Source organism: Ruoffia tabacinasalis (assembly GCF_005864045.1).
Lineage (GTDB): Bacteria > Bacillota > Bacilli > Lactobacillales > Aerococcaceae > Ruoffia > Ruoffia tabacinasalis.
Genome location: NZ_VBSP01000001.1, coordinates 19,247 through 33,134, shown reverse-complemented (window position 1 = coordinate 33,134; position 13,888 = coordinate 19,247). Strand labels below are relative to the sequence as shown.

Annotated in this window: 14 protein-coding genes; 1 reads left to right on the top strand and 13 read right to left on the bottom strand. The window is 35.8% G+C overall.

Features of this window, described 5'->3' with window-relative positions; translation table 11 throughout:
- Window positions 1–11: 11 nt before the first annotated feature.
- The 13 genes from purH to FEZ33_RS00130 form a co-directional block, all read right to left on the bottom strand.
- Window positions 12–1,604: a bifunctional phosphoribosylaminoimidazolecarboxamide formyltransferase/IMP cyclohydrolase gene (purH, locus tag FEZ33_RS00190; protein WP_138403364.1), complete on the bottom strand. Its 1,593-nt coding sequence runs from the start codon at window positions 1,602–1,604 to the stop codon at window positions 12–14.
- Entirely contained in the window at window positions 1,601–2,191 is a 591-nt protein-coding gene (purN, locus tag FEZ33_RS00185; protein WP_138403363.1) for a phosphoribosylglycinamide formyltransferase, read from the bottom strand. The genes purH and purN overlap by 4 nt, the downstream gene beginning before the upstream one ends.
- A 9-nt stretch (window positions 2,192–2,200) precedes the next feature.
- Complete coding sequence (purM, locus tag FEZ33_RS00180) at window positions 2,201–3,235, bottom strand: phosphoribosylformylglycinamidine cyclo-ligase (protein WP_138403362.1); 1,035 nt, start codon at window positions 3,233–3,235, stop codon at window positions 2,201–2,203.
- Entirely contained in the window at window positions 3,228–4,733 is a 1,506-nt protein-coding gene (gene purF / locus FEZ33_RS00175) for an amidophosphoribosyltransferase (RefSeq protein ID WP_235888736.1), read from the bottom strand. Before purF ends, purM begins: the two co-directional genes overlap by 8 nt.
- Before the next feature lie 246 nt (window positions 4,734–4,979).
- Window positions 4,980–5,531: a GNAT family N-acetyltransferase gene (locus FEZ33_RS00170; protein WP_138403361.1), complete on the bottom strand. Its 552-nt coding sequence runs from the start codon at window positions 5,529–5,531 to the stop codon at window positions 4,980–4,982.
- 317 nt (window positions 5,532–5,848) lie between these two features.
- Window positions 5,849–6,319: a QueT transporter family protein gene (locus tag FEZ33_RS00165; protein WP_138403360.1), complete on the bottom strand. Its 471-nt coding sequence runs from the start codon at window positions 6,317–6,319 to the stop codon at window positions 5,849–5,851.
- Between the two features lies 1 nt (window position 6,320).
- Window positions 6,321–6,965 carry a 7-cyano-7-deazaguanine synthase QueC gene (gene queC / locus FEZ33_RS00160; RefSeq protein ID WP_138403359.1) on the bottom strand — a complete coding sequence of 215 codons (645 nt, stop codon included), beginning with the start codon at window positions 6,963–6,965 and terminating at the stop codon, window positions 6,321–6,323.
- An 18-nt stretch (window positions 6,966–6,983) separates the two neighbouring features.
- The gene (gene queF, locus FEZ33_RS00155; RefSeq protein WP_138403358.1) at window positions 6,984–7,481 is read right to left on the bottom strand and encodes a preQ(1) synthase; all 498 of its coding nucleotides are present in this window, start codon (window positions 7,479–7,481) and stop codon (window positions 6,984–6,986) included.
- Between the two features lie 170 nt (window positions 7,482–7,651).
- Window positions 7,652–8,608, bottom strand: coding sequence for a nucleoside hydrolase (locus FEZ33_RS00150; protein WP_171031209.1), 957 nt, complete (start codon window positions 8,606–8,608; stop codon window positions 7,652–7,654).
- Window positions 8,609–8,778: 170 nt separating this feature from the next.
- Complete coding sequence (locus tag FEZ33_RS00145) at window positions 8,779–9,711, bottom strand: FAD:protein FMN transferase (RefSeq protein ID WP_235888729.1); 933 nt, start codon at window positions 9,709–9,711, stop codon at window positions 8,779–8,781.
- Window positions 9,712–9,789: 78 nt separating this feature from the next.
- Window positions 9,790–11,037, bottom strand: coding sequence for an NAD(P)H-dependent oxidoreductase (locus FEZ33_RS00140; RefSeq protein WP_138403356.1), 1,248 nt, complete (start codon window positions 11,035–11,037; stop codon window positions 9,790–9,792).
- 18 nt (window positions 11,038–11,055) lie between these two features.
- Window positions 11,056–11,661, bottom strand: a complete 606-nt coding sequence (locus FEZ33_RS00135; protein WP_138403355.1) for an NADPH-dependent FMN reductase — start codon at window positions 11,659–11,661, stop codon at window positions 11,056–11,058.
- A 17-nt stretch (window positions 11,662–11,678) separates the two neighbouring features.
- Complete coding sequence (locus FEZ33_RS00130; protein ID WP_138403508.1) at window positions 11,679–12,545, bottom strand: helix-turn-helix domain-containing protein; 867 nt, start codon at window positions 12,543–12,545, stop codon at window positions 11,679–11,681.
- A gap of 251 nt (window positions 12,546–12,796) precedes the next feature.
- Between FEZ33_RS00130 and FEZ33_RS00125 the strand changes: the two genes are divergently transcribed.
- Window positions 12,797–13,843, top strand: coding sequence for a DNA/RNA non-specific endonuclease (locus FEZ33_RS00125; RefSeq protein ID WP_138403354.1), 1,047 nt, complete (start codon window positions 12,797–12,799; stop codon window positions 13,841–13,843).
- Window positions 13,844–13,888 lie beyond the last annotated feature (45 nt).

Here is a 13,888-nt window from a genome sequence, read left to right as displayed (position 1 = left end):
ATTAATATATTTTAGTGTCTGAAATGGCGGTAACCAGTCATAACCATAGCAACGTCATTGTCATCGCAAACTTGAACAGAGTCTTGATCATATTTCGACCCACCTGGTTGAGCAATAGCCGTAATACCTCGTCGATGTGCTAATTCGGCAGTATCTGACATTGGTAAAAAAGCATCACTCGACATTACATAAGTTTGTCTTAGGAATTCATCTTTTTCTTCTGCTTGTTTTAGAGCAATTTCAGCGGAACCGACACGGTTCATCTGCCCTGCTCCAATTCCTAAGGTCATATAATCATTTGTCACTAATATTGCATTACTTTTAACATGTTTAACAATTTTCATACCAAAGTTCATCGCTTTTAGCTCTTCAAGCGAGGGTTGTCTTTTAGTTGAGACATCCCATGTATTTGGAATGTCTGTTAAAGAATCTTTCACCAATTCATTGGATTGATCCACTGCTTGTACTAATAATCCACCTGAAACTGAAACATATTCTTCTTGATCAATATTTGATTCTTCATCAAAATCGATAGTTAAAAGACGTAAGTTTTTCTTTTTAGTTAATCTTTCCAATGCTTCTGGACTAAAGCTTGGTGCTACTATAATTTCTAAGAATATTTTCCCTAAAGCATTAGCTAATTCCAATGATACTTCCCGATTCACGACCACAATTCCACCATATATTGAAACAGGGTCCGCTTGTTGACAACGTTCAAAGGCTAATTCAATTGTATCTGCTATCGCCACACCACATGGATTCATATGTTTAACTGCTACGGCTACTGGTTCTGTAAACTCTCTTGCAATCTTAATCGCTGCATCCGCATCCTTTAGATTATTGTAAGATAATTCTTTACCATTCAATTGAATGGCTGCTGCAATGGAAGATTTCGGTGCATTGAGTTCTTTATAGAAGGTAGCCGATTGATGACTATTCTCCCCGTAACGTAAAGATTGCTTTTCTGAATAAGTTAAGGTCTTGTGGGACCACTGGTTAACTTCAAAGTTTTGTTCTTTCTTGTTAAACTGATCTAAGTAATCTGAAATTAATGCATCATAATGAGAGGTCAATTGAAACACTTTACCAGCTAAATACTGTCTAAATTCATAAGTACTTTCATTATTATCTGTAAGTTGTTGAATTAATGTTGGGTAATCTGCGGGATCTGTAACAACGGTGACTGATTGATAGTTCTTTGCTGCACTACGTAGCATTGACGGACCACCGATATCGATATTTTCAATCGCATCTGCCAATGTGACATCAGGTTTAGTAATTGTTTCTTTGAACGGATATAGATTAACAATGACATAATCAATCGTTGAAATACCGTGGTCATTCATAGCTTGTATATGCTCATTATTATCGCGTAACCCTAATAAGCCACCATGAATTTTTGGATGTAACGTTTTTACACGTCCATCCATCATTTCTGGAAATTCTGTATAATCTTCCACGGCAGTTACCGGAATACCCGCTTCTTCGATAGTCTTAAAGGTGCCTCCTGTTGATAATAATTCAATTCCATTATTTACAAGCGTTTGAGCTACTTCGATGATTCCAGTCTTATCAGATACGCTAAGTAGTGCATATTTTGTCATTTTACATTGATTCCTTTCTCATTGAACTCTTTTGCCAATTGTTGAATCACTTTCGGATATAAAGAGTGTTCTATTTGATGAATTTTATTTTCTAATTTTTCTAATGTCCATTCCGGTTGAATTTGAAGTCTTTCCTGAGCAATAATTTCTCCTGTGTCAATCCCTGCATCAACATAATGGACTGTGACTCCACTCTCTTTTACACCAGCATTATATGCGTCTTGTATGCCTTTACGACCAGGGAACGCCGGTAAGAGTGATGGATGGATATTAATAATTTTTTTCGGATAGTGATTGAGTATGTCCGCTCCAATAATTCGCATAAAGCCAGCTAGAATGATTAAATCAACTTGATGAGCCTCTAAATATTTAATAATTTCAAGCTCCCATGCTTGGCGACTTTGGCAGTCTTTGGGACTTAAGATTAAAGTATCAATCCCTACATCCTTTGCCCGTTTAACCACATAAGCTTTAGGATTGTCACAGACTAAACAATTAATATTTCCCGCTATCTCTCCTGCTTTTACTGCATCAATGATGGCTTGTACATTTGTTCCATTTCCTGAAGCGTATAGTGCTAGATTCATAGTCAAGTACTACTCCTTATCTATATTTAGACGAACAGTTTCGCCCTCATTCTTTTGATCCTCGATGCGTCCAATAACCATACTTTCATTGATACTTGAGAGAATTGTTTCTACTTTTGTTTCTTCAACTGCTAAGACCATCCCGATACCCATGTTAAAAACGTTAAACATTTCCTCAAGGTCTAATTCTCCAAATTTCTGTAATTCATTAAATATAGTTGGGATTGTCCACGTATGAACATCTACCACTGCCGTCAAACTCTTTGAGAACATGCGCGGTAGATTCTCAAAGAAGCCACCGCCGGTAATATGCGCTATACCATTAATACTTTGTGAATCGACAAACGGCATGACTTCTTTGACATATATCTTAGTCGGGGTTAACAAATGATCAATCAATGTATGTCCATCTGATAGTTGATCTTCAAAGTTCATTTCATGGTCTTTGAAGAATATTTTGCGTACTAATGAATAACCATTTGAGTGAATGCCTGAACTCGGTAAACCAATGAGCACATCCCCAGCCTTAACTTTAGAACCGTCTAGAATATTTGCTTCATCAGCAACTCCGACACAGAATCCCGCTAAATCAAACTCACCATTTGCATATAAATCAGGCATCTCAGCTGTTTCGCCCCCAACAAGTGCAGCATTGGCTTGAACACAACCTTCCGCTACACCTGAAACGATTTGTTCAATATCTTCTGGAACTGTACTGCCTACAGCAAGATAATCTAAAAAGAATAAAGGCTGAGCACCTTGGGCTAAGATATCATTGACACACATGGCCACTGCATCGATACCGATGGTGTTTAATTTACCTGACTGTTGAGCAAGTAATATTTTTGTTCCAACTCCATCCGTACCACTAACTAACACTGGATTTTTATATTGCTTCGTATCCAATTTAAACAATGCTCCAAAACTTCCTAATTGATTCATAACTTCTGGCCGCATCGTTCTATTAACGTGCTTCTTCATTCGATCAACTGCCTCATATCCTTTTTCAATATCGACACCTGATTGTTGATATGCATTACTCATCACTAAATTCTCCTTTTAAAATTTTCTTTTGTAATGGGGTTAAACTTTCTTGAAATTCATTCTGATAATCTCCTATATCTGAAGGGTATTGACCGGTATAGGCGTCTAAACTAACTCCCTGATCCGGGATATTCTTATCAAAATTAATACTATCAACTAAGCCTTTAACTGACAGGTGGCCAAGTGAATCACTACCAAACAATTCATTTAACTCTTTAATTGTGTAGTTCGCAGCAATTAATTCCTCTGTATGTGTTGTATTAATGCCGTAATAGTTTGGGAATCGAATAGGCGGACTGGCAATTCTTAAATGAACTTCTTTCGCTCCAGCCCCTTTAAGTAACTCAACTAAGTGGCGCACTGTCGTCCCCCGCACTATCGAGTCATCAACAAGGACAATTGATTTATTACGTATTAGACTTTCAACAACAGAAAGTTTATACCGAACTCCTTGTTCCCGTAATTCTTGATTGGGTTGGATAAATGTTCTACCAATATATTGATGTTTAATTAATCCGATCTCATAAGGCAAACTATGTTCTTCGGCGTAACCACTTGCAGAAGAAAGTGATGAGTTAGGTACGCCAATCACTAAATCTGCCCCGTGTGTTGGCCGTTCTTTAGCTAAACGGCGCCCCATCTCTTTTCGTGCAGTATGAACATTAATTCCTGAAATATCAGAATCAGGTCGTGAAAAATATATAAATTCCATTGGTTCAAGTGTTGCTTTCTGTGAGTTAGTGTAGTTTGTGATATGATAACCTTCATCATTTATAACTACATATTGCCCAGCCTGCACTTCTGTGACGTATTTTGCCCCAACACTTGATAACACACATGTTTCGCTAGCTAAGATATAAGCACCATTAGAAAACTGTCCGATGACTAGTGGTCTAAATCCATGTTTATCCACAGCTCCATACAACGCATCATCCGTTAATAAACAAAAATTAAACCCACCATTTAATTGTTCGATGGATGATTGAAAAGCATCTGTAAAATTATTCTTCTTTGAACGTCGAATCAAATGAATTAAAATTTCAGCCGCAGAGTTTGTGGAAAATACGGCCCCCTCGTCCTCTAATTGTTGACGTAAAGACAAGGCTTTAGTTAAATTTCCATTATGCGTGATGGCTATCGATTGATTATTGAAGTGAAATAATAACGGTTGAATATTCGAATCATCTGCCTGATCGCTAACAGTGGCAGAACGAACCTGACCAATGGCGCTGTTCCCTACTAACTTCTCTAATTTATCTTCTGTATCAAAAATATGTGAAATTAATCCTCGACCGCGAAAACTCGTAAAAGTGTTCTCATCTTTTGTTACTATCCCAGCACTCGTTTGCCCCCGGTGTTGTAAAGCATGAAGTCCAAAATAGGTGATTTTATTAGCTAAGGGATGATTCCAAATACCAAATAATCCACCAGACTCTACGACACTATCGATGCCTCGGAAATTCGCTCCTACTGAGCTCATTCCTTCAATCGTTCTCATCAAACATTTCACTCCCATTCGTATATTTATATAAAAAACTTTTTTGTCATATTTAAGTTACACCTTATAAAAATTTGAAACAATCTTTATGAGAACAATTCAGAAGCTTTATAGTCGAACGTTCGGCTTAAAATAATATTTATATTTACATAAGACTTGCAAAGTTATTCGTAAGGGTTTTTATCTAACAGTTGAATTTTTAAAAATAGCATACAAATTTATCAAAAAAAATAGAGCAGCAATAAGCTACTCCAATTCAAATTTATTTAATTTATCCCATTCCTCACGTAAAATCCCCATGCGAATTGAGTCATAATAATAATCATTGTATAGTCTTACTTTACGTATTCGCGCTTCCATCTGCATGCCTAAATTCTCAGCGACTTTGATCATCGGTTCATTTCCAGACCAAGTCGTCAACCCCACACGAACTAAGGGTAATGTATTAAATAAATGACTAATCCAAAGAGATAATGCACGCCTACCAATATGTTGTCCTCGATTGGACGCATCATAAATCACAATACCAGTTTCTAACCACAGCGATGGTTCGTGCTCCCAATAATAGGAGACAGTCCCGATCAGCTTTCCTTTATATTCAATTGCCCATCGATCAACTTGATCAACCCATTGATTAGAATCCTTTAAAAAATTATCATAGGACTTTGATGCATGTGGGTAGTAACGTGCATCCCATTGTTTCCATTCTGGATTATCTTCCTTAAATATAAACTCCCACAATTGATTTAAATCTTGTTCTTTCAATGTGCGGATAATCAATTCGTTATCTTTATACATAAATTTGACTCCTCTAAACTTGTAATTTTTCTCCATATTTTTATTGTGCTATATCAACATAGAAAGCGGTATATATAAGCAAAAACCCAGGCAATTTACCTGGTTATCTTTTCGTATTAGAAAGCAATTAATTTTTTTGTACTGGAATTACGAATAGCAGTGTTCCGTATAAGGATTCAGTCGATCGTTCGATTTACTATTTTTTAATTCATGCATAAAACTTGTTTTTTAAATTTGAGGTGTTTGCAATTCAAAAATAACAAAAAAAGCAGAAATCTATTTAGATTTCTGCTCATTGATGAATTAAATTAATACACTTAATGTGCCATTTGTTTTATGAAAGAAGAGAGATATCTCTCTACAACAAATGTACCTATTAAAGCTACGATAATGTTAGATATCGCAACACTGATGACACTTACCCAAAACGGTGCGCCCACTGCATAATGCAAGGTCGCCCCAACCACGATGCCACACCATATTCCATAAGCTATACTTTTAATATAAGCGGATTTGAATAATCGGTTAAACACATAAAGAGTCACGGATTGAATTAGAAAACCCGATAATATATCAATTGGCCCTAATGGACTAAAAATATTACTGATCATCACACCAAAGAGTATTCCTGGTGCTAATTTAGGTTGATAAAATGGAACTGGTACTAATAATGTTGACACTCTAAACTGGAATATCCCACTAGAGATCGGGTTAATTAAAGTCAAGGCCACGTATAATGATGCTAACAACGCATTATTAACTAATTTTTTTGTTTTTATACTTTGCATTTTATGCTACCTCCAGTCCATTCGCTTCAAAAGCTTTTTTGCGGTCAATACACGTACCACAAACTCCACAAGCAGGGTCAGTCCCTTTGTAACAGCTATAAGTTAGCTCATAAGGTACCTCCAATTCAATCCCTGTGGCTACAATATCTTTTTTTAACCTAGTCATGAAGGGAGCTTTTATTGATACAGAATTATTTGTACCAAGCTGAATCGCTTGATTCATTGTTTGAATAAATTCAGGCGAACAGTCAGGATAAACTGTTCCGGACTCGTCTTGATGTGCACCGAAGTAAATTTCATCAGCTCGATACTGTTTAGCCAATGAAGCTAATATTGCTAAAAAGACACCATTTCGAAACTCCACTTCTGTATTAAGTTCATTAGATTCTCCATATGCTCCCTCAGCAATTGGGATGTCGTTATTTAAACTCAAGGCAGATTGACTATCTGAAAAAATTGAACTTAAATCCATAATTTTATGGTTGACTTGATAATATTCACTGACTTTTTGAGCGGCTAGTAATTCCATTTGTTCATGTTGTTGATTATACGTAAAAGTAATTGCTAATATATCTGGATCGGTTGATTTAGCAAGAGCTAAGGCTGTAGAGCTATCAACTCCACCACTTAATAAAACTAATTTCATCATTATACCCCCTTTAACCTAACGGTTATCCACTTTCTCGGGATATAAATCATGATTTTTAAGTCGTTCCCAAGCCATATCTTCCCACTTTGTTCCGGGTTGACCATAATTACAATATGGATCGATCGAGATTCCACCACGAGGTGTGAATTTACCCCATACTTCAATATATTTTGGTTCCATCAGCTTAATGAGGTCTTTCATAATGATATTCATACAATCTTCATGAAAGTCACCATGATTACGGAAACTGAATAAGTAAAGTTTTAATGACTTACTTTCAACCATTTTCTCCCCTGGAACATAGCTAATGTAAATAGTCGCAAAATCTGGTTGCCCTGTCATTGGACATAAAGACGTAAACTCGGGACAATTAAATTTAACAAAATAATCATTATCCAAATGCTTATTTGGAAATGACTCTAATATTTCTGGAGCATAATTATCTAAATAATTTGTCCCTTGATTCCCCAACAAACTTACATTACCCATTTCTTCATTACTTCTACCTTGCATTTTCTCTCTCTCCTTCGGCAAATTGAAAGCATCAAAAAAGAGATGTCTATATAACACCTCTAGAGTTTTATCTTAAAATTAGCCCTAGTTTTGTTTAATGACAGGATGGTTACGAACTGTCATATTTAATTAAGCTTCATTATAACTGACTAAGTATATATTGCAATGACTTAGTCTCCGTGACTTAAAACATGTTGCATTCTTTCAATAAATCGCTGCGTAAAAAGTACACTATCTACATCTAAACAAACTGTCATAGACTTAAACTGCCGGTTTAATAAATCTAGATTTCCAATAGTTCTCCCCTTCGCTTCACCTTTAGTTTCTACTTTAAGATTAATTTTCGTTGATTGAGTAACGATTGAAGGGTTCAATGCCACCTCCACAGCTAATGGATCATGCATAGCGCCACCAATATCAGCATCATCAAATTCATTGGTATAATAATAATTAGCCAATTCAACCATTGCATCGCTTGCTGTGGTGCCTATTGGATGCCATGAAGATATATCAGTTCCTTTAATCATCGTCTTGAGTGTTACATCGAGACCAACTAAAGTCATTGGGATATCACTGTCGAAGACATATTGAGCTGATTTTGGATCTCTATGAATATTTGCTTCAGCATATGGAGATACATTCCCAGGTACTGTCAGTGCACCTCCCATACTCACGATTTTTCCAATCTTTTCAATCGCTTCTTTATCTTTTTTTATCGCATCAGCCAAATTATTCATAGGTCCAGCCGTATATAATATTAATTCTTTCCCAAATTTATTAGCAGATTCAATAATAAAATCCACAGCACATTGTTTACTCGGTTGTCTTTGTGGCTCACCCAAGTCAACATTACCGATACCATTTTCTCCATGAATACGAAGTAGATGCGGTTGAGGTTCATAACTCGTCTCGCCCCAAGGTGAACTCGCACCTTCAAAAACTGGAATATGACTATGACCTAGTAAATCAAGTAAGTTTATTGTATTCTTTGTTGCGTTTTCTAAAGTGACATTACCAAAACTTGTAGTGACGCTAATAAGTTCTACTTCTTCAAAACTAAGTGCATACGCTAAAGCTAAAGCATCATCCACACCCGTGTCTAAATCCATAATCATCTTCATTGTCATCTCATTCATCTCCACGGTCATTTATTATTATCTTATCTAAAGTATAGTTGACTCATCAAATGATAGCTAGTTATCATTACGTTTAAACACTCTTCAGAATAATATGTTCGCATTCATAACTATATCAAAATTCAAAAACAGCTCCTGCTTGATGAGCAAGAGCTGTATACTTAGTCTACTTTTATAAAATCATTCACTAATCCATGCGTGATTAAAATTTCACTGTCTTTTGTAATAACAACCGCTTCTACATCTTGTATTTGATTTATTTGTCTTATAATATCATGCGCTTCGGCTTTATAATACATCGTTGTATAGAGTTCCCCTGTTAAAGATTCTTTAGAGACTATTGTTAAACTTGCGATATTATTTTTGACTGGGTATCCTGTCTTACTATCAAATATATGATGATATTCTTCGCCATTATAGACAAATGTTCGCTCATAAATACCTGAAGTAACAACCGATTTATCTTTAACCTTCAATAATCCAACTAAATTATTCCTTGTCATGAAAGGATTTTGAACCCCAACTCGCCATAACGTGTCTGGATTTGTTGGATGACTTCCCAGTAATAAGACATTACCGCCTAAGTCAATGATCCCCTTTTTAACGCCTGCTTTTTTCAAGAAGTGTTTGATTTGATCAGCAAAAAAGCCTTTAGCTAATGCACCTAAGTCAATTTCCATCCCTTTTCTTTCAAAATAAACACTTTGTTTCTCGTCATTTAACTGAATCAAATTAGGGTCAATGAGTGTTAAGCGTTCGTCTATCTCGGCTTGAGATGGAACTTTTGCATCAGAAAAACCAATCTTCCATAGTTTGATTAAGGGGCCAATCGCAATATTTAATGTATTCGATAAATCTACACTATAGACTTTACCTATCTTAATGAGTTCAAATATATCAGAGTCTACAGCAACAGCTTCGATACCAGCAAATTGATTGACCTTCATCAATAAACTGTTCGCATCATTCGCGCTAAAACGATTTTCGTAATCTAACAATCGTTTTTTAGCTTCGTTTAACAAATAGTGCGAAAATTCATGTTCGATTTGTAAATTAATCGTCGTACCCATTGCTTTAAAAGTAATACTTTCCATATTTAAAACCCCTTAAATCATTATTTAGCCAAAAAAGTTCGAAGATTTACCTCCGAACTTTTACTAAATTATATCATATTAATGTGAAGATGCACCTGATACTGTATCCACTTCTGGTTCTGCTGCATTACTTTGTGATGCACCTGAAACTGTGTCAGCTTGTTTATTATCGCTTTGTGAAGCGCCTGATACTGTATCTTTTCCTCCAACTAATTCTTGACCAGTTTGTTGTAAGTACCAATCAACTGTTGGTTTAATATCCATAATATATTCATTAATTCCCATGTAATTACCTTCATCATCACGAATCGCTTGATAGTTGTGAACCACAAATTTATCTGGCCCATGTGTTGGTACGTGAACACGGACAATATCTTGTTTTCCTGAACGTAATTGTGAGATAACCCATTTCACATTTTTGTGTGTACGGTCTGGGTGACATGCACCAAGAGGGTTTCCTGGTTGTTCTGGATAACGTTTGGCGAACATTTCTTCTGGTGGTAGAACGCTGTTGTAGTATAAGAATTGGTTGTTACTATCAGCAAACGTTAATTCCATTGGCATTGATCTTAAGAATTGATCAATTTGGTTCACTGTTAGGATACCTCTATTAAGTTTGACATAGTCATTTCCTGTCGCTGGGTTTACTTTTTCAGCTGCTTGTTCTACCCAGTCTGGAGCCGTCATCTCTACACCTTCAATTGTTGTGTCAATCTTTCCATTAGCAAATAAATCTTCCTCGATTGGTTTTACCACTTCAGTTGCTCCCCCTTTACCTTCTAATTCTGAAACGACTTTAATAAATCGGATGAATTTTTCTAAGCAAGATGCTAAGAAGTTTATTGTTCCTTGATCTTTTAAGTTGTTCTCTTCGTCAAATGCTTCTTTTACATTCCCTAATAAGAACTCATTCCCCGGTAGTACAATCGCATTGACACCTGGTGAGTCTAAGATTTGTCTTAAGGAAAGTTGAGCACGTGAAGATCCTTGTGAGAAGTACGATGCACCGACAATCATGACAGGTTTATTTTCGAATGGATGAATTTTAAATGATAGCCACTCAATTAAGCTTTTTAGAGCTGCTGGAATGGTATGGTTATGTTCTGGTGTGGCGATAATCACACCGTCAGACGCTTCAATTCTTTTAGCAATATCTTGAATAACAGGTGATTGAGTTTGGTCATCACTTTGGTTAAATAATGGCACTTTATCAATTTCAACGATGTCTAATTCAATTAATTTATTGAAATGCTTTTGGATAAATTGTAATAATAAACGGTTATATGATCCTACTGCATTTGATCCAACGATTCCTACTAATTTCATACTATATTATCTCCTTTATTAGTCTTCCCAAGTGTAGTTATCTGCTTCTTTAACATTAACAGCATGTGCTTCCATTAATTGCCCAGTAATCTCAACGAAAGTTAAGAAATCTGAGAATAAGCCATCAAGTAGTTCAATTTTTTCTTTTGAAATTAATTGCCCTTGTTCATCAAATGCTTGTAATGAATGGTCTAGTAAGTATTCTGAACTTGGCATAATTCTAGCTTTTAATTCTGGTGAGTCTAATATTTGGCGGGCATGCATTTGAGCTCGTGATGAACCAAGTGTTCCATATGATGCACCGACAACCATGACTGGCTTATCAACGAATGGATGTGTTTTAAATGATAACCAACTTAAAGCATTCATTAATGCAGCTGGTACAGAATGATCATATTCAGGTGTACTAATGATTACACCGTCAGCCTGTTCAACTTTATCTGATAACTCTTTAACACTTTCTGGTAATTCAATGCTTTTATCTTTGACAAACATGGGTAAGTCTTTAATCTCAACTAATTCTATTTCAGCTTTTTCTGAAAAATGTGTTTCCATATATTGTAATAACTTACGGTTAGTTGAATTATCTGAGTTTGTCCCAACAATTCCTAATAATTTCTTCATTTAAATATCCCCTCTTATTAATATTCATTTTTTATATATTTTTCCATCTCATCAAGTTCTTTTAATGCGATTTTATTTCGATTAATTTTTGAATAAGCCCGAGCGTCATAAATTAACGCTAAGATTGTATCTTTAGATTCTTTTACGGTCATAGCATTTTTAGCTAACTGAATCGCCGCCCTCGCTAGATAATAGGTTACATGGTTATCTGAGCAAATAGAAATGGCATGTTCAGCTAAAGCATTACTAATATCTATCTCGTCGATATGCGCGTAGAACTTACTGCATTCAAAGACGATGTGTAACACGCGCCAAACTTCTTCCATATGATTGGTCGGAAAATCATAAATCCGATCTAAGACTTTCGCAAAGTAAAACTCCGCTTTTTCTAACTCGTCTAATTGCTTAAAGATAATCCCACTGCCCGTATAAGCCAATAATTTATATAATTCATGTTGATTTATATGATTATCAAGTAATATCTGATCTAATTCATACAACGTATCAATAGTAGAATGCTTATTATAGATCATCACAAATGCCTTTAAATAATGATATCGCATTGTTAATTCAGAGTTATCAATCAGAGTTAAATCGATGTTTTCCAGCAAATTCCCTGCTTTCTCATACTCACTTAAGATGAGCGAGAATTCGGCTTCTTCCATTAACTCTTTTAACTTAGAATGCTTGACTCCAACTTTAGGAAACAATTCACTAAGTGGTAATTCTAACCGATTACATAATTTAATTAATATTTTTAAACTCGGTACGTGACCGTTGTTTTCAAACCGACTTAAAGTCGCCTGAGTGCATATGCCTTCAGCTAGCTCACTTTGAACTAAGCCCCTTTGCTTTCGGACTTCGATAAATCTTTCTATATTTATGATATCACCCCTTAAATCACTTATTATCACATTGTGATTACATTCACTATCGAATGCTTTTATTATACATATAACTAATATTAATATCAACCGTTTATATAAAATTTTATATAATTATTATTTATTTAATCGTTTTAAAATATTACATCGGTAATATATATTGAATATGTATAATTAAATATTATAAAGGCCTTGTAAATAAATTAATTATTAATATAATAAGGATATACTTTGGATTAGGAGATTTTAATTTGAAAATAAATAAGAATGTATTTCATAAACTGTCAATATTCTTTATATTGACGCTACTTGTATTTCCCGTTGATCATAAGTCCGCAGATGCTAACGAACAATTTATTGATAGCAGTGGCTTCTCGATTACACCAGAATTGCCGAAAAGTGCACCAAATGTGCCTGAAGGAGAAACTTATGTCGAGATTAATAATAATATCCCTTACTTTACTAACAAAGATATTACCGCAACAAAAACATGGGTGGAATTTAGTCAATTAGATGACTTAGGTCGAGTGGGTGCAGCTAATGCAGTTCTTTCCGTGGATACTTTACCTGCGGAGCAAGAGTCAAGAACTGATATCTCGGCCATCCACCCTACTGGTTGGCATCAAGGGAAGTACAAGCAAATCGGTAGTGGCGGTTGGCTTTATAATCGATCTCACTTAATTGGTCATCAATTGATTGGCGAAGGTGTCCCAGAATTAAATCTAATGACCGGAACACGATGGTTTAATATGGATGGTATGTTACCTTTTGAGAACTTTGTCGCAAGTACCATCGAAAATGACTTACTTACCGTCCGTTACCGTGTGACTCCTTTATTTGAAGATGGGAACTTACTTGCTTCAGGTGCATTTATGGAAGGTTTCTCCATTGATGATAACGGTGAAACCTTGCAATTTAATATTTATATTCCAAATAGACAGAAAAATGTCCAGCTTGATTATGGAACTGGTCAGCATGATGGAGAATATATTGAACAAACAGCAACGGCTGCCCCAGTAAACAAGGAACACCCTGGCACTACTTTATACTTCACTGGAAATGCGATTGCTAACAGCTCTTCTTCGAATCAGCCGGTCAATTCCGATGCGACTGAAGGTCAAGGAGAAGTTGAACCTGCTGGATTTGCTGAGGTAGCTACAGAAACGCCGGCAGAAGAATATGTCTCATATAAAAATTGTACAGCTGTTCGAGAGGCTGGAGCAGCACCAATTCATCGCGGTGAACCTGGATACGCTTCACATTTAGATCGTGACAATGACGGCATTGGTTGCGAATAACAAAAAAACAGACTCCAGTTTTTGCTGGAGTCTGTTTTTATATGT

Coding starts and splice junctions, on each gene's coding strand:
- purH (WP_138403364.1), bottom strand. CDS start 1,604: ATGACAAAATATGCACTACTTAGCGTATCTGATAAGACTGGAATCATC.
- purN (WP_138403363.1), bottom strand. CDS start 2,191: ATGAATCTAGCACTATACGCTTCAGGAAATGGAACAAATGTACAAGCC.
- purM (WP_138403362.1), bottom strand. CDS start 3,235: ATGAGTAATGCATATCAACAATCAGGTGTCGATATTGAAAAAGGATAT.
- purF (WP_235888736.1), bottom strand. CDS start 4,733: ATGAGAACGATTGAAGGAATGAGCTCAGTAGGAGCGAATTTCCGAGGC.
- FEZ33_RS00170 (WP_138403361.1), bottom strand. CDS start 5,531: ATGTATAAAGATAACGAATTGATTATCCGCACATTGAAAGAACAAGAT.
- FEZ33_RS00165 (WP_138403360.1), bottom strand. CDS start 6,319: ATGCAAAGTATAAAAACAAAAAAATTAGTTAATAATGCGTTGTTAGCA.
- queC (WP_138403359.1), bottom strand. CDS start 6,965: ATGAAATTAGTTTTATTAAGTGGTGGAGTTGATAGCTCTACAGCCTTA.
- queF (WP_138403358.1), bottom strand. CDS start 7,481: ATGCAAGGTAGAAGTAATGAAGAAATGGGTAATGTAAGTTTGTTGGGG.
- FEZ33_RS00150 (WP_171031209.1), bottom strand. CDS start 8,608: ATGACAATGAAGATGATTATGGATTTAGACACGGGTGTGGATGATGCT.
- FEZ33_RS00145 (WP_235888729.1), bottom strand. CDS start 9,711: ATGGAAAGTATTACTTTTAAAGCAATGGGTACGACGATTAATTTACAA.
- FEZ33_RS00140 (WP_138403356.1), bottom strand. CDS start 11,037: ATGAAATTAGTAGGAATCGTTGGATCAAATGCAGTAGGATCATATAAC.
- FEZ33_RS00135 (WP_138403355.1), bottom strand. CDS start 11,661: ATGAAGAAATTATTAGGAATTGTTGGGACAAACTCAGATAATTCAACT.